Annotated in this window: 16 protein-coding genes; 14 read left to right on the top strand and 2 right to left on the bottom strand. The window is 34.2% G+C overall.

Annotated features, from left to right (window positions below):
• Window positions 1–167: 167 nt before the first annotated feature.
• Window positions 168–956 carry a GLPGLI family protein gene (locus H8B04_RS15835; RefSeq protein ID WP_165292422.1) on the bottom strand — a complete coding sequence of 263 codons (789 nt, stop codon included), beginning with the start codon at window positions 954–956 and terminating at the stop codon, window positions 168–170.
• Between the two features lie 14 nt (window positions 957–970).
• Window positions 971–3,685: an outer membrane beta-barrel protein gene (locus H8B04_RS15840; protein ID WP_190302974.1), complete on the bottom strand. Its 2,715-nt coding sequence runs from the start codon at window positions 3,683–3,685 to the stop codon at window positions 971–973.
• 256 nt (window positions 3,686–3,941) lie between these two features.
• On the opposite strand from H8B04_RS15840, the gene H8B04_RS15845 reads away from it, so the two are divergent.
• From H8B04_RS15845 to H8B04_RS17185, 14 genes are all read left to right on the top strand, one after another.
• Window positions 3,942–5,312, top strand: coding sequence for a dipeptidase (locus H8B04_RS15845; protein WP_190302975.1), 1,371 nt, complete (start codon window positions 3,942–3,944; stop codon window positions 5,310–5,312).
• A gap of 117 nt (window positions 5,313–5,429) precedes the next feature.
• Window positions 5,430–6,167: a lysophospholipid acyltransferase family protein gene (locus H8B04_RS15850; protein WP_223815468.1), complete on the top strand. Its 738-nt coding sequence runs from the start codon at window positions 5,430–5,432 to the stop codon at window positions 6,165–6,167.
• A gap of 111 nt (window positions 6,168–6,278) precedes the next feature.
• Window positions 6,279–6,500 carry a DUF2795 domain-containing protein gene (locus H8B04_RS15855; RefSeq protein ID WP_002996718.1) on the top strand — a complete coding sequence of 74 codons (222 nt, stop codon included), beginning with the start codon at window positions 6,279–6,281 and terminating at the stop codon, window positions 6,498–6,500.
• Window positions 6,501–6,623: 123 nt separating this feature from the next.
• The gene (locus H8B04_RS15860) at window positions 6,624–7,562 is read left to right on the top strand and encodes a hypothetical protein (RefSeq protein ID WP_190302977.1); all 939 of its coding nucleotides are present in this window, start codon (window positions 6,624–6,626) and stop codon (window positions 7,560–7,562) included.
• Window positions 7,563–7,617: 55 nt separating this feature from the next.
• Entirely contained in the window at window positions 7,618–8,070 is a 453-nt protein-coding gene (locus tag H8B04_RS15865; RefSeq protein WP_190302978.1) for a hypothetical protein, read from the top strand.
• Window positions 8,071–8,294: 224 nt separating this feature from the next.
• A complete protein-coding gene (locus H8B04_RS15870) occupies window positions 8,295–9,242 on the top strand; it encodes a S8 family serine peptidase (protein ID WP_190302979.1) in 948 nt (315 codons plus the stop codon).
• A 118-nt stretch (window positions 9,243–9,360) separates the two neighbouring features.
• Complete coding sequence (locus H8B04_RS15875) at window positions 9,361–9,942, top strand: Crp/Fnr family transcriptional regulator (RefSeq protein WP_190302980.1); 582 nt, start codon at window positions 9,361–9,363, stop codon at window positions 9,940–9,942.
• Between the two features lie 67 nt (window positions 9,943–10,009).
• Window positions 10,010–11,476, top strand: coding sequence for an FAD-binding oxidoreductase (locus tag H8B04_RS15880; RefSeq protein WP_190302981.1), 1,467 nt, complete (start codon window positions 10,010–10,012; stop codon window positions 11,474–11,476).
• A gap of 262 nt (window positions 11,477–11,738) precedes the next feature.
• Window positions 11,739–12,728 carry an anthranilate phosphoribosyltransferase gene (trpD, locus tag H8B04_RS15885; protein ID WP_165292431.1) on the top strand — a complete coding sequence of 330 codons (990 nt, stop codon included), beginning with the start codon at window positions 11,739–11,741 and terminating at the stop codon, window positions 12,726–12,728.
• The gene (locus H8B04_RS15890) at window positions 12,721–13,350 is read left to right on the top strand and encodes a phosphoribosylanthranilate isomerase (protein WP_190302982.1); all 630 of its coding nucleotides are present in this window, start codon (window positions 12,721–12,723) and stop codon (window positions 13,348–13,350) included. Before trpD ends, H8B04_RS15890 begins: the two co-directional genes overlap by 8 nt.
• Window positions 13,347–14,531, top strand: a complete 1,185-nt coding sequence (gene trpB / locus H8B04_RS15895) for a tryptophan synthase subunit beta (RefSeq protein WP_165292433.1) — start codon at window positions 13,347–13,349, stop codon at window positions 14,529–14,531. Before H8B04_RS15890 ends, trpB begins: the two co-directional genes overlap by 4 nt.
• A gap of 71 nt (window positions 14,532–14,602) precedes the next feature.
• Entirely contained in the window at window positions 14,603–15,358 is a 756-nt protein-coding gene (trpA, locus tag H8B04_RS15900) for a tryptophan synthase subunit alpha (RefSeq protein WP_165292434.1), read from the top strand.
• Window positions 15,359–15,453: 95 nt separating this feature from the next.
• Window positions 15,454–15,753, top strand: coding sequence for a hypothetical protein (locus H8B04_RS17180; RefSeq protein WP_206366928.1), 300 nt, complete (start codon window positions 15,454–15,456; stop codon window positions 15,751–15,753).
• Between the two features lie 36 nt (window positions 15,754–15,789).
• Window positions 15,790–16,260 (top strand): DUF5694 domain-containing protein, encoded by a 471-nt coding sequence (locus H8B04_RS17185; RefSeq protein WP_317170676.1) that lies wholly within the window; start codon window positions 15,790–15,792, stop codon window positions 16,258–16,260.
• Window positions 16,261–16,418 lie beyond the last annotated feature (158 nt).

Below are 16,418 nucleotides of genomic sequence, written 5' to 3' on the forward strand. Positions count from 1 at the left end.
TTGTTGGGTAGAAAGCATCCTGATATCCGTTAAAGCTTAATTTAAGATACAAAAAAAGGAGTAGAAAATGCACTTTCCACTCCTTTTTTTTTGGCCCAATATAAAAGGGGACTTTTTCAGTGCCCTCCCTAAAAGTGAGCCTTTTTTGCTATATATGCCTTGCTGTTTTACATCAAGGATAATTTTATTACGTAGTCTACAGTTGCTTTATTTAAATAATTTCCAAAAGCATCGCTCATCATTTTGGCAATTTCCGCACGACTCATTGTTTTGATTTTTGTATTCTCCACCGCTTTCTTATCAAATAAAACATTATTGCTAACCTCTACTTTCGAAGCAAAATATGAAACGTGTTGACTTGGAACTACTAATCCTAATATCAATCCAGGTAATCCATTAATAGATTCCGGACCACCATCAATAGGAATTTCATTCGCATAAAAGCCAATTACATACGTAGAATCCTCGGTGATACCATTGGCGCGTCTACAGTTGTAGCCTGCTATTTCACGATATTCATCCGTAATCGTCCATTTCACTTTTTTCAAAGTATCTTGAATAATAACCTTTTGACCAATCAAATCATTGTATCTTTTATACTCATTATTTGCCAAATTAGAATAAGTAGTCGCCTCAAAATCTAAGGCCAACATCATGATTATCTGCTTCATCATTGGATCTAAATCCTGCTTTTGAGATTCAAACAAAGTTTCATTTCCTTTGAATTTTAGCGACTTTTTCAACACTATATTCTCAGGAACTCTAGGCAACATTGCACTCATCTGATTCTTTTGTGCTTCGTCAGCCTTCTCTATAAATTGTTTGCGAAGAATATTTTTTGTATACATTGTCTTATCATAATAGACAGTACCTTCTTCCGCAAACATGGCATACTGCGCCTTAGCTGTAAAGCCAGTACCCAATACTAATAACGCTAGGATATATAAATATTTCATTTTTGTCTTTTTTATTATTTAATAAACATCTTCGTAAAATCCCAAGACAACTTCAACATGTAGTAACGTTGAATAGTATCAAATCTTCTTTGCATAAAGATTGAATTCGTCTGCATACGTGAATAGCCAATATTCTGATTCAACACATCATTAATCATAAAGTCTAAGACTAGTGATTCATTTTTCAGGAATTTTTTACTTACACCAGGGTGAATTAAGAAGCGTTCGATTTTTTGGTCAAATGCTGCTGTTGGTGCCTCATACGAGTAATCAAAGTTTGTATATATTTTGAATGTTTTCGAGAAGAAATATTCAAAACTACCTCCGGAGGTAAATACAAAACCATTATTATCTTGCTCAGGACTTAGATTTGAGGTCATCTGACGATATTGTGGTGTGAATCTTGTTGAGAAATTAAATCCTGTTTTTGTCTCTCTTTTGATCTCGTATGCCAGTGAGTAAGTTTGTGAATTTACTTCATTTGCATCTCCATCGACGAAGTTGTGATTACGTGAGATAGAAAATACCGGCGAAATAGAATTATCCAATACTAAGTCTTTGTACAATCTGAAATGATATCCTGCATAAGCACTTAAATTCATATTATTCTTTCCGTTGATATTATCCCAACGGTAATAGTTTACACCATCTTCTGTTGTGATATTTTGAACGATAGGATCTTTTATCAAATTGAATGTACCACCAATATATTTGAATTGATTTGACAAAATGTTAAAACTATGGAAGAAACCTTCAATGGTATTAGAAAATGATGGATTCAAATTCTCATTTCCTATGTATTGATTCAATCGGTCTGAGTTATTCAGAATAGGTTGAATTTGGTTTAATGAAGGCAGTTGATTCTTTCCATTATACGAAATACGCAAATTTTTCGAAGTAGAAATTTTCCATTGTGTAACCAAACTTGGATTATACGTGAAGAAATTCCTTTCTAACGAATTATTCGAATAATTATTTACTTGCTTCAAATGATCGTCATTAAAGTTATTCGTCAAATTAGCCGTAAACTTATCTTTATTGAAGATGAAAGCTAATTTGTAATTATTACTAAATCTGTTGTAATCGTAGTTACTACTGAATTCTTCATCCAACTCATTGTATTGGTTCGAAGTTCCCTTATTGAATGACTCAATCAAAGACTCATTTGCTACACGTGTTAAATCATACCCTACAGAAATATTCAATACTTTGGATAAAGGCTCTGAATACGTTATTCCACCTTGAAATGACGTGATTCGCTGATCGGTATTTTTATATTGATCAGTAGTATCTTTTGTGTTATTTAGCTTATTGTCTAATGTAGAGTACAAGAAACCGTAGCCTGTAGTTTGCTCATTGCTTGTTCCAAAATTTAAGGATAAAGATCTTCCTGCTTTAGTAAACTTCTTTGTATACAAAGCCGAAATTCCCATGTTATCCACTTTATGATCTTTCTCTTCATCACTTACATTGCTTGACAATGGAGTTAAATCACTTCCTGAGTTTTGAGACTTGATATTTTCCCTGCTCCACAATAATTTTTTAGAAGCATTTGCCGTAATTAAAAATTGATTTAAAGAATCTATCTTCGTGTCCAATCTAAAATTAAGACGATGTTGATCATTATCTGTATCTACAAGTTTATTGGTTGTACTATTGATCACACCTGACATAATAGTTTCTTCATTACCATCAGCTTGCAACTTACCATACTTGTAGCTCAAATTCAATTGATATTTATCTTTTTTCCAGCGATCATTGAAATTTATACCTGAATTTATTACACGAGGAATACCAATGACACCCTGACCGGAGAAAGGATCATTTACGACCATGACACCACCTTCGTATGAAGCATCCATATCAATTCCATACTTCTGCGCATCCTGCCAATTCATGGATGTGGTTCCATTATTGCCAAATAATCCATAAGCAGAAAGCTTTTTCGAACCTTTGAACATATTCAACATCAATTGGCCCATATAATAATCATCGGTGCCACCACCTGCTAAGGCTTTACCAAACATTCCATTCTTAGCATCATCTTTGAGTTGCACATTAATTGTTTGCTCACGTACGCCATCATCCACACCTGTACGTTCAGCCTGATCAGATTTCTTTTCATAGACCTGTACTTTGTCTACCATATCTGATCGTAGATTACGAGTCACTAATGTTGGATCATCACCAAAGAATTCTTCCCCGTCGACCAATACTTTTTTCACAGTTTTTCCTTGAGCTGTAATATTGCCCGCAGCATCTACAGTAATACCCGGAAGAACTTTCAAAAGGTCTTCTACCTTAGCATTCTTTTCCACTGTAAATTGCGAAGCATCATATTCTGTAGTATCACCTTTGATAGTTATAGCTGCTCGTCTTTTCACGACCACTTCCTCTATCAAATGCGCAACACTGGATAATAAAATTTCACCCAAATCAGTTTTTGTGTCAGCCGCTTTAACTTCTTCAAAAAAATCAGCGTATTTAGGATAAGAAACCACAATCAAATGATCTCCATTTGTAGGTTTTGGAAATTCGAAATAACCATTTTCATCCGCTCTCGTATAATCCACAAGCAAAGAATCTTGTGCACGCAAAAGCATGATTGAAGCATTTTTTAATTTAAGCTTATCGGAAATATCCAATACCCGTCCAGAGATTTTGGTCTGAGCGGAACTATTGGCCATAAAACCCAACATAGCTAACAGTAATAGTAAAGTACCCTTCATATGTATGTGTTAAAAATAAATTGTTTATAAGAATTGGAGTTTTTGCATTTTAGTTACAAATAAAACACTAATGTTTGTACTTTTTGAGTCAAAAATTGTAAATAGAATATTATTGTCGGTAAAACCGCCATTTTTGTCGGTAAGACTATAGAATCGTTACATAAACTAACGGCAAATTTAACTTCCAACTTTTTAGTCACATCGAGCAAAAGATTATTACACAAATATTCCCTACTTTTGTAAAAACATTTTTCAAATGCAAAACATCAAAGAATATGTAGAAGCGAACAAAGATCGTTTCTTAGAAGAATTATTTGAATTATTGCGCTTTCCATCAGTAAGTGCTGATCCTCAATATAAAGAAGGCGTACTAAATACTGCAGAATTTGTAGCTCAAAAATTAAAAGATGCTGGAGCGGATAATGTAGAAATCTGTCCTACTGCAGGCTACCCTATTGTATATGGTGAGAAAATTTTTGATGCTTCTTTACCAACGGTATTAGTGTATGGTCACTATGACGTACAACCTGCTGATCCTTTAGAATTGTGGCATACACCTCCATTCGAGCCTACTGTACGTGATGGCAAGATCTATGCACGTGGAGCAGCCGATGATAAAGGTCAATTCTATATGCACGTGAAAGCTTTCGAATATATGGTTCGTGAAAACCAATTAGCTTGTAACGTGAAATTCATGATTGAAGGTGAAGAAGAAGTTGGTTCAGCTAACTTAGGTATCTTCGTAGCAGCAAACAAAGAGCGTTTAAAAGCTGACGTTATCGTCATTTCAGATACTTCAATGATTAGCTTGGAGAATCCTTCTTTAGAAACTGGTCTTCGTGGTCTTTCATATGTAGAAGTAGAAGTTACTGGTCCTAACCGCGACTTACACTCAGGTGTATACGGTGGTGCTGTAGCAAATCCCGCTACTGTACTTTCAAAAATGATTGCTTCTCTTCACGACGAAAACAACCACATCACTATCCCTGGATTCTATGATGATGTAGTGGAATTGACTCCAGAAGAAAGAAAAGCTTTAAACGAAGCGCCTTTCGATATTGAAGAATACAAAACAGACTTAGGTGTAGAAGATGTATGGGGCGAAGAAGGTTATACTTCTATCGAACGTACAGGTATACGTCCGACATTGGAAGTAAACGGTATTTGGGGTGGATATATTGGTGAAGGTGCTAAAACGGTATTACCTTCTAAAGCTTACGCTAAAATCTCAATGCGTTTGGTTCCTAACCAAAATTCTGAGCGTATTACCGAACTTTTCAAAACTCACTTTGAAGCTATAGCTCCAAAATCTGTAAAAGTAGAAGTAAAACCGCATCACGGTGGCGAACCTGTAGTAACACCTACAGATAGCATCGCATACAAAGCTGCTGAAAAAGCATTGGAAGATACGTTCAACAAAAAACCTATTCCTACTCGTGGCGGTGGTTCTATTCCAATCGTCGCATTATTCGAGCAAGAATTAGGGATTAAAACTGTATTATTAGGTTTTGGTTTGGATAGCGATAATTTACACTCTCCAAATGAGAAATACGGTATTGAAAATTACTTAAAAGGAATTGAAACTATTCCTTTATTCCACAAATACTACGCGGAATTAAGTAAATAGTCAACACTTTGAATTGATAATATTAATAGGTCTAGAAAATTTCTAGACCTATTATTTTTCTATATATTCGTTAATATTAATCTAAACTTGAAATTATATTAACTTATGATAAGAATTTTGAGAAAAATACATACCTTTCTTTATTTAGGTGCCGTTCTCCTATTTTTTATCCCTTTTTATCCTTGCCTCTATTTTTTCACAAAAGATCCAAAGAAATATTTTAATCAAATCGTCTTCTGCCGTAAATGGATTAGTTTATTCGCAACTACATTGGTTGGTATTCGATTTCATGTGGAATATGAAGATGAAGAGAATATGGATTGGAGTGTGCCTTATGTAATTTGTCCCAACCACACCTCCATTCTTGATATTACAGCCTTAACTTACCTTTGTCCGCAACCTTTTTCATTTATGGGCAAAGTGGAACTCTTGAAAAATCCCGTAACAGGAATATTTTTTCGGAGCATCGATATCGCTGTAGATCGAAAAAGTAAAATATCTTCATTCAAAGCATACAAGAAAGCGGATGAGACATTGAAAGAGGGTAAATCTCTAGTTATATTTCCTGAAGGAAAAATTGACGACGAATATCCTCCGAGAATGCATGAATTTAAATCAGGTTCTTTTCGATTGGCTATTGACAATAAAGTGAAGATTCTTCCGGTCGTAATTAAAGATGTTTGGCGAATATTATGGGATGATGGAATGAAATACGGTTCAAGACCAGGGGTGGTGCATATTAAAATCCTTAAACCTATTGATACCGAAACTCTTACACAAGAAGAGTTTGATGAATTACAACGCTACGTATATGACAAAATGCGCACCCATTGGCTGCAAAGTAACAGCATATAATTCAGTAAGAAAATAGCCTAAACAGAATATTGTAATTTCGCTGCTATTAAACTTGCTTTTATTAAATATTATATTATTTTTGCGAAAAGTGAAATTAAAAATTGTAAGACTATGTATTGGACATTAGAATTAGCATCACATTTAGAAGATGCACCATGGCCTGCAACAAAAGATGAATTAATCGATTATGCAATTCGTTCTGGTGCTCCTGTAGAAGTAATAGAAAATCTTCAAGCATTGGAAGATGATGGTGAGCCTTACGAAAACATCGAAGAGATTTGGCCAGATTATCCAACAAAAGATGATTTCTTTTTTAATGAAGACGAGTATTAATCTAGAATAAAAATCGCACTCCAATGAAGTGCGATTTTTATTTTTTTAGCCTAAGCCTTTCTTTATTCGTATTTTATGTTAAACGATTTTCGTTTACCTTTGTCTCTATAGAAAATAAAAGGTATGCAAAAATCAATTCTTATTGGCTTATTAATATTCTGGGTAAATATGAGCTCAGCTCAGAATGTACAACCCTATGATAAGACCGATAAGACCACTTTTTCTATTGAACCCCAAGTCGGTTATTCTATCTCCAAATCATCCTTTAATATTGCAGGAAATGAAATGGGTAGAAATCCAAATATATATTCCGAGCTAATCTGGGACCCAACAAATGCTGTAGAATATGGCGTAGCCTTAAAATTATCCCGCAAGAACATATCATTCAAAACAGATTTTTTATTCAATAAAACACTGTCGGGTAATGTAACAGATTTTGATTATGATGGAGATAACAGAACGCTTCCTTTTACAGAATTGTATTTAAGTAATCATAAAGGATCTGGATATTCTATAAAAATTCAGCCAGGATATGATGTAAGCAGGAACGAAAATCTATCTCTAGTTACCTACCTTAGTTTTGATTATACCAATAGAAGCCTTTATCTTTTAAATGATAGAGATTGGCGCAGTAATGACCGTAATTATATCCCAGGTCTTAATTCTTATTACAAGTATAAATTTCCAAATTATGGTCTTGGGATTGCCTTAGACTATAAATTAAGCAGTCGCTGGTCTACTCAGATAGCAGCGGAAGGTTATCTGTCGAGGTATTATGCGTATGGGCATTGGAACTTAATTGAGGATTTTGAAAAACCAATTAGCTATGAGCATAAAGGTAATGGAAAGAAAATCAGCACATTGCTCGGTCTATCCTATGCAATAAATTCTAATGTAAATGTTGGAATAAGTTATGATTTGAATCATTTCAATATTTCAAATGGCAAAGACTATTTATATAGCAAATCAGAAGGGGTATTGAAAACAAGATTGAATGAGGCCAATGAAACCAAACACGCTTTCTTATTAAATTTACGCTATAGTTTACCTTTTACCAATTAGTTGGCTCGATTAATCTTTTCACTCATCCTTCAGTCAAATGACAAAAATTAATACTATGCGTATACTTTTATCCTTCCTTTTCTTCTTTCAGACACTATCAATTTTTGCACAAGATTCTATTCAGGAGAAGAAGACTGATTTAGAAATTATCCAAAATTTCATTCAAGATTTGTCGAATGATAAAATTCGCACCGATGTAATTTTGAGTAAATATATAATAGTGGAGAATCCGAATGATGAATTATATGACTATTTGGAAGTAAGCTTGGATGAAATTCGAATTAATCTGATGAGTAAAAAGATTGAAGAAATTCAATATATACCTTATATGCAAATGCCTCGAAAAGATGTTCGTGATATTGATTTAGAAGAATTAAATAGCGATCGAGTATTTTTTTTGCATTATAAAAATCGCCAAGTTGCTGCTTTATACTTAGAACAAGATAAAATTGCTTCTTTTACATTAGTTTCAAAAGGAAATAACAAAGCTCATTTTGTTTTGTATTGATTTATATCCAAAATAATCATAGAAAATACCCCCCACATCACCTTGATTTAATTTTTATTAACATTTTCTTAACCAATAATTGATTTTAAGTAGAATTAAAGTTAAATTTATATAAACTTAATTCTATAAGATATGAAAAAGAATCTCCCTCTTTTAGCCGCATTGGGCCTTCTACTGACAAACTGTACTTCTGAAGTAATGTAAAAAATCTTACTGAAAAAGAGGTGGAAGCTTTACGCACAGACCCAAGGATATTATCCATCGAACAAGATTATCTTATAGCCTTAGCAAAACCGAAACCTCCTGTTGTTACCCAACCAAGCCAAACTGTACCATGGGGAATCACGCGTATAGGAGGCGCAGGTAATGGTGCAGGAAAGACGGCTTGGGTCGTAGATTCGGGTATCGATTTGGACCATCCTGACTTAAATGTAGATGTAGCGCGAAGTAAATCATTCACTGGTGACAATAATCCAGATGACACAAATGGTCATGGTACACACGTGGCGGGGATTATAGGTGCATTAGATAATAGTATAGGTGTAGTTGGAGTGGCTGCAGGAGCAAAGGTTGTATCGTTAAAAGTTCTTGCTTCAGATGGGAAAGGAGATTTTTCATGGACTGTTAGTGCATTAGACTATATATATGCTAATGGATCTGTTGGTGATGTTGTCAATATGAGCCTTGGGCCTGATGAACCTTTTCGATATACGGCAACAGACTTAGCGACCGAGCAAGTAGCTTCAAAAGGAATAAAAATAGCCATAGCTGCAGGAAATAGTTATGATAATGCGGATTTGTACACACCTGCTGCTGTGAATCATCCTAATATTTACACCATTTCTGCCGTTGCTCCAGGTGACTTTTGGACAACATTCTCAAATTATGGAAGTAGTGTAGATTATGCCGCTCCTGGTTATGATATTCTTTCTACTTATTTAAAAGGGGGATATACTACAATGAGTGGAACATCTATGGCATCACCACATGCTGCTGGTGTCCTTTTGTTAGGTGAACCTAAATCAGATGGATTTGCCAAATCAGCATATTGGGAATATGTGAAAAAAGGTGGCGGAACATTAACAGGGAAATATAGTGCTACAAACTCCTATAGCTTATCCATTTTTAGAGAAGATAAAGATAATAGCTTAGATCCAATTATACATAGATAATAGCTGATAAAAACAAAGAGAGAGATTTTATAATAAAATCTCTCTCTTTGTTTTTATAAAGACCTAAAAATTTCCACATACTAATGTTTTATCTCCATTATTATCATTACTTTCAATTATGAAAGATGAAGTAGTAGAAAAAGTTATTTCCATTTTTAATAGTATACATCCTGTATCTGAAAATTTAAAGGAAAAGATTTTCGAGGGTTCTGATGTCATTCAAATCAAGAAGAAAAATTTACTTCTAGATATTGGTGAAACTAGTAAATACATTTTTTTTATTTATAAAGGAGCTCTTCGCTCATATTATCTTGATCAAGAGGGGAAAGATAATACATCATGGTTTCTATTTGAAAATGAATTGGCTATATCCGTCTTTAGCTTTTTCAGTCAGAAACCATCTTTCGAGGCTTTGGAAGGTCTTGATGACTGTATTCTTTTACGATTAAGCTTTGCAAAACTCCAAAAACTATATCTAGAATTTCCTGAATTCAATTATATTGGAAGAATACTTACGGAACAATATTATATCCGCAGCGAAGAAAAAGCTAATGCGCTACGCATGTTATCGGCCAAAGAGCGTTATCTACAACTTCTCGAACGCTATCCCGAAATTATACAACGTGTATCTTTAGGACATATCGCAACTTATCTCGGCATAACCCAACATACCTTGAGTCGCATTCGTGCAAAAGTTTAATTTTTTGCCTTAAGGCAAAAATAAACCAACTTTGAGAAGCTAACTTTATATTCAACAATACCAGTATATGAAGTTAAAAGTTATTATACCATTGATATTCATTGCGGCAATCGTTTTGTTGATTGGAAGACCATTTCTTCATCTTATAAAAGTAAAATGGACTGAAAATATAGATAGGCTAACAGTACCAAATGGCTATACCAATGACGCTAGTCGCCAAAATCTTACAAAGATTGTTAGCATCATTCATGTAGAGAAAGAAGAAGAAAAGTTTATTCTACAACTTCAATCTATACTAAAATTAGCCAAAGAAAGAAGATTACCAGTCTCTATAGCTGGTGGAAAATTCTCTATGGGAGGTCACACGATGTATCCGAATGGAATTGTAATTAATATGCTCCCTTATAATAAAATTAGCATTGACACGATGACCAATACGATGAAAATAGGTGCTGGAGCAACTTGGAGTGAAGCTCTATCACAATTAGATAAATATAATCGATCCATAAAAGTAATGCAGGCTTTTAGTTCTTTTAGTATAGGTGGATCGATAAGTGTGAATGGTCATGGCTGGCAACCTAGTTCTCCTCCAGTTTCTAGTAGTATCAAATCTCTAAAAGTAATGACATCAGATGGACGCGTAATCTTGTGTTCATCAACAGAAAACCAAGAACTTTTTAAACTAATTATAGGTGGTTATGGATTATTTGCTATTATCTTGGAAGCTGAATTGGAAATTGTACGCAATTCTTCGCTACAATATTCAAGAATGACTTTTCCTGCAGAAGAATATTTGGATTATTTTTCAAAATATATCACCAACAATGAAAAAGCAGAATTAGTGTATGGTAGATTAGATATTTCAAAAGAACATTTTCTACAGAATGCAACACTTAATATTTTTTCGAAAACAGATAAAAGACCTAATTCGAATTACAACAGTATTCCTACGGAATTAAAAAGATTAGTTTTCAGGGGGACTGTAAAAAGTAATTATGGCAAACAGCTACGAACAAGTCTAGAATATTATGCTTATTCATTTGGGAAAAATCAAGTTTTTACGCGTAATCAATTGTTGGATGAACAAGTTGATTTAATCGAGAATAAGGATTCTACAACCGTAGACATACTTCAGGAATATTTTATACCAAATCGTAATTTTAATGCATTCATCAAAGAGATACAAAAAGTATTACCTCATCAACATATTGATTTGCTAAATATTACCATCCGCGATGTCGCTAAAGATACGATAAGCTATATGTGCTACGCTCAAGAAAATGTTTTTGGATTTGTTTTTTTATTTAACCAACCTAAAACAAAAAAGGCAGAATTGGAAATGAAACAAATGACGCAAAAACTTTCAAAGATTGCTATTGATAATGCAGGTACGTTTTATTTTCCCTATCGACTACACAATGAAAAAAGCTTATTACATCAAGCATATCCACAATCCGAATCATTCTTTGGCTTAAAAAAGAAATACGACCCACAGGAGATACTTAAAAATAAATTTTATGATCATTATAAATGACTTTTATAATTCTTTATTTTTTTTCAAAAATCACTTGACATTCTTAAAAAGATAATATAGATTTGCTTTCAACAATTTAAAAATGAATCAATTTTTAACAAATAACGCATGGTGGTGGCACAACAGTTAAAGTTGTGGCAATCCCCTATTGCATAAATTTGTATACATTCAAAATATAATAGGCTTGCCAACATGGTGAGCCTTTTTATTTGGCAATAACCTAAAATCTGAACTTAGAAAACGCATATTACATTAAAACAAAATGAAAGAAATATTAAGGCATTTATTTGAATACAAATCTTTCTCACGTAAAGAAGCATATGAGATTCTAACGAATATTGCGACTGGAAAATACGACACACATCAGATTGCCGCATTTATGACAGCATATGGTATGCGTAGTATTCGTGTAGAAGAATTGGGTGGATTTCGCGATGCCATGTATGATTTATGTCTTAAGATGGATTTTCAAGGTTATGACTTGATTGACATGTGCGGTACAGGTGGCGACGGAAAAAACACTTTTAATATTTCGACTTTAGCATCTTTCGTAGTGGCTGGTGCCGGTTATAAAGTAGCCAAACATGGTAACGTTGGTGTTTCTTCGGGGTGTGGTTCATCGAATGTGATGGAATATTTAGGTTATCAATTTACCAATGACAAAGACGTCTTACAAAAGCAGTTGGACGAATCCAATATCTGTTTTTTACATGCTCCCCTATTCCACCCTGCAATGAAAACTGTAGCACCAATTCGTCGAGCATTAGGTGTAAAAACCTTCTTCAATATGTTGGGACCTTTGACTAATCCAGCAAATCCTAAATTTCAGTCTGTTGGGGTTTTTTCTTTAGAGCTGGCACGTCTATATGGTTATTTGTATCAAAATACTGAAAAGCAATATAGTATTATCCATGCTTTGGATGGTTATGATGAAATCTCTTTAACAGGAGACTTTAAAGTCATCAACAATCAAGGGGAAAGCTATTATTCGGTAGAAGAATTTGGTTTTGAAGCTGTGAAAGCAGAAGATTTAGCTGGAGGAGATAATGTGGAAGAAGCAGCGAAAATTTTTAGAGAAATTATAGAAGGTAAAGGAAATACGGTTCAAAATAATGTGGTCTTGACAAATGCAGCTTTTGCGATTAAGACGTTCCATCCAGAAAAAACATTTGGTGATTGTTATTACGAGGCGGAAGAATCTTTATTAGGGTTAAAAGCCTTAGATAGTTTGAAGAAATTGACAAATGCGTAATCGTAATAAAGAATTAAAAATAAAGGTTTGTGGAATGAGAGATGCGGATAATATCCGTCAACTTATGACCTTGCCTGTAGATTATATTGGCTTTATATTTTATGCTAAGTCTGCAAGATTTGTTTCGGGAAAACCTGAGGTTAGTATCCCCTCTTCTTTCAAAAAAGTTGGTGTATTTGTCAATTCTTCAAAAGAGGAAATACAAACAAAAATCCAAGAATTTGACTTACAAGTTGTTCAACTTCATGGTGATGAATCTCCAGAATTCTGTCAAGAAATAAAAGATCTAGGTATTGAAACATTCAAGGCTTTTGGGATTGATGAGGAATTTGATTGGGAAAGTATCGCCCCTTACGACGGCAAAGTTGATTATTTCCTTTTTGACACGAAGAGCAAACAATATGGTGGAACAGGTCAAACATTTAATTGGGAGAAATTACAAGACTATCCTTACCAAACGCCTTATTGGTTAAGTGGTGGTATTTCGTTAGAAAATATCGAAGATGCTGCAAGTTTTGAAGACAACAGATTATATGGTTTGGATTTAAATTCTAAATTTGAAATCGAACCTGCATTAAAAATTATACAATCATTAACACAAGCAATCTCTATTATAAAATGAGTAAATATCAAGTAGATAGCAAAGGATATTACGGTCCATTTGGTGGGGCTTACATCCCCGAAATGTTGTATCCCAATGTGGAGGAATTGCAAAATCAATATTTGCAAATCATGAATGACCCTTCATTCAAAGAAGAGTTTGAGCAATTACTAAAAGACTATGTCGGCAGACCTTCGCCTTTGTATCACGCGAAACGTTTGTCGGAACTGTATGGAGCAAATATCTTCTTGAAAAGAGAAGATTTGAACCATACTGGCGCACACAAAATCAACAATACCATTGGACAGATTTTGTTAGCACAACGCCTAGGTAAAAAACGTATTATCGCTGAAACTGGAGCTGGACAACACGGTGTAGCAACAGCGACAGTTTGTGCGTTGAAAGGTTTAGAATGTGTGGTGTACATGGGTGAAATCGACATTCAGCGACAAGCGCCAAATGTTGCGCGTATGAAGATGATGGGTGCGACGGTAGTTCCTGCGACTTCGGGGAGTAAAACACTCAAAGATGCGACGAACGAAGCTTTGCGCGATTGGATAAACAATCCAGTGGATACGCATTATATAATTGGTTCGGTCGTAGGACCGCATCCTTATCCCGATATGGTTGCGCGTTTTCAATCCATTATTTCATTTGAGACAAGAAAACAACTCTTAGAAAAAACAGGCAAAGAAACGCCTGATATCGTGATGGCTTGTGTTGGTGGCGGCTCTAATGCTGCAGGTATGTTCTATCATTTCTTGGATGATGAAGATGTCAAAATTGTAGCTGTAGAAGCTGCTGGTCATGGTGTAGATTCTGGTGAATCTGCAGCGACAACAGCTTTGGGTAAAGAAGGTGTTTTGCACGGTTCCCGTCAAATTTTGATGCAAACAGATGATGGGCAAGTTATCGAGCCATATTCCATTTCAGCAGGTTTGGATTATCCAGGAATTGGTCCTCAACATGCTTGGCTATTTAAATCAGGGCGTGGTGAGTATGTCTCGGCTACTGACGACGAAGCGATGCAAGCTGGATTACGTCTAACGAAGTGGGAAGGTATTATTCCTGCTATTGAAAGTTCGCACGCGTTAGCGCATTTGGAAAAAATGAATTTCAAAGGTGATGAAACGGTGGTGATTTGTCTTTCAGGTCGTGGAGACAAGGATTTAGATAATTATATGAAGTATTTCAATTTATAATATTGCCATAGGCAATAGGCTATAAGCCATACGCTTATTGCTTATAGCCTAAAGCATAATGCTTTTAAAAAATGCAACTAAATAAACATTCAAACGGATTACTATCTATATATTTTACAGCGGGCTACCCTACGTTGGATAGTACCGTACAGATTGCCAAAGCTTTAGAAGAAGCGGGTGCAGATTTTTTAGAAATCGGCTTTCCATATTCTGACCCAGTAGCGGACGGCCCCACCATTCAACATGCTTCGGAAGAAGCCTTGAAAAATGGCATGTCACTAAAAGTTCTTTTCGAACAATTGAAAGATTTACGCAAACATGTCAACATTCCCGTCTATTTGATGGGATATGTAAATCCTGTATTGCAATACGGTGTGGAGAATTTCTGCAAAGCGTGTAAGGATGTTGGTGTCAACGGAACGATTATTCCAGACTTGCCGATGTACGAATATGAGGAATTGTACCAAACAGTTTTCGAAGAAAATGATATAAGCAATATTTTCTTAGTAACTCCACAAACTTCGGATGAACGAATTCGCAAAATCGATGATTTGTCTACTAACTTCATCTATTTACTTTCGTCGAATGCGACAACAGGTAAAAATCTAGAAGTAAAAGATCAAGCTGAAGCGTATTTCAAACGCATAAAAGATATGGATTTGAAAAATCCATTTATTATTGGTTTTGGTATTTCAAATCAAGAAACTTTCCAAAAAGCAACCACTTATGCCAATGGCGCAATCGTCGGAACTGCTTTTGTTAAGCTTTTAGGCGAAGAAAATTACTTAGAAAAAATCCCTGATTTTATTAAGAGTATTAAAGGGTAATAAAAGAAACAGTTTATTACTACTAAGTTAAACCTATTTAAAAGGATCAAGTCAAATTTTTTACTTGATCCTTTTTTATTAAACCTTTTATAATTATGAAATATTTATTTACAATAGTCTTCATTGCTTTTATCAGCAATAATTCTCTTGGACAACAAGTCTTCAATTTTAAAACTAAATTTGACAATGCAATTCCAGTCTTGAATCTTGGTACTTTCCATATGGGGAATACATCAGACGCAAGAAAAGTTGAATTTGATGAAAATGACCAAAATAATATTAAACAAATTCATGAAATTGCCAAGCAAATTGCTGCCTTTAAACCAACAATTATACTGGTCGAGCAAGAGCCTAGATTTAATCCTACTTTAAAAGAAAAATACAATACTTATTAAAAAAACCCCAAACATAACTTTAATAATCCATCAGAAATTGAGCTCTTAGCTTTTGAAGTAGGTAGATTGAGTAATTCGCAAAAGATTTATGGAATAGATTACAAACAAGATTATTTTTATTCTATAGCCAATTACTTAAAAAATCAACAAGACTCTTTAACGTTGAAAAAATACTATGCGTTAGTAAATGAAAATTTATTTCTAAATAACATTAATCCAAATAACACGAATGTAAAAGAACAATTGTATTTAAATAATCAACCAGAATATTTAGACTTTTTAATAAATATTAATGCAGATTTGTTGACTACAATATCAGTCAGTAATTATAAAATTGGTGCTGAACAAGCATCAAAATTTTATAACAGAAATTTAATGATGTTCGCAAATATGAATAATATTCTTGTTAGTAAAGATGATAGAATTTTTATTTTAATGGGAGCTACGCATACCGCATTTTTTAAAGATTTTCTAAGACGTTCACATAAAAGAAGTAAATATTTTTGAGTATCTGAAATGATTAAGCAAAGAGGCTGAAGGTGTAAATTAAACTGTGTCATTAAATAAATACTTATTTTTAGACACAGTATAATGAACAACGAGAAATTTGATTTTGAGCGCTTCAAAGAAGAAGCTATGAAAGGCCTTTACGAAGGCAAAAAGAT

This window comes from Sphingobacterium litopenaei, assembly GCF_014692495.1.
GTDB lineage: Bacteria > Bacteroidota > Bacteroidia > Sphingobacteriales > Sphingobacteriaceae > Sphingobacterium > Sphingobacterium litopenaei.

Bases quoted from the DNA above. Each gene is read 5' to 3' on its own strand.
- trpD (WP_165292431.1), top strand. From the start codon at position 11,739: ATGAAAGAAATATTAAGGCATTTATTTGAATACAAATCTTTCTCACGT.
- H8B04_RS15860 (WP_190302977.1), top strand. From the start codon at position 6,624: ATGCAAAAATCAATTCTTATTGGCTTATTAATATTCTGGGTAAATATG.
- H8B04_RS15840 (WP_190302974.1), bottom strand. From the start codon at position 3,685: ATGAAGGGTACTTTACTATTACTGTTAGCTATGTTGGGTTTTATGGCC.
- H8B04_RS15865 (WP_190302978.1), top strand. From the start codon at position 7,618: ATGCGTATACTTTTATCCTTCCTTTTCTTCTTTCAGACACTATCAATT.
- H8B04_RS15855 (WP_002996718.1), top strand. From the start codon at position 6,279: ATGTATTGGACATTAGAATTAGCATCACATTTAGAAGATGCACCATGG.
- H8B04_RS15880 (WP_190302981.1), top strand. From the start codon at position 10,010: ATGAAGTTAAAAGTTATTATACCATTGATATTCATTGCGGCAATCGTT.
- H8B04_RS15875 (WP_190302980.1), top strand. From the start codon at position 9,361: ATGAAAGATGAAGTAGTAGAAAAAGTTATTTCCATTTTTAATAGTATA.
- trpB (WP_165292433.1), top strand. From the start codon at position 13,347: ATGAGTAAATATCAAGTAGATAGCAAAGGATATTACGGTCCATTTGGT.
- H8B04_RS15845 (WP_190302975.1), top strand. From the start codon at position 3,942: ATGCAAAACATCAAAGAATATGTAGAAGCGAACAAAGATCGTTTCTTA.
- H8B04_RS15835 (WP_165292422.1), bottom strand. From the start codon at position 956: ATGAAATATTTATATATCCTAGCGTTATTAGTATTGGGTACTGGCTTT.
- H8B04_RS17180 (WP_206366928.1), top strand. From the start codon at position 15,454: ATGAAATATTTATTTACAATAGTCTTCATTGCTTTTATCAGCAATAAT.
- H8B04_RS15890 (WP_190302982.1), top strand. From the start codon at position 12,721: ATGCGTAATCGTAATAAAGAATTAAAAATAAAGGTTTGTGGAATGAGA.
- trpA (WP_165292434.1), top strand. From the start codon at position 14,603: ATGCAACTAAATAAACATTCAAACGGATTACTATCTATATATTTTACA.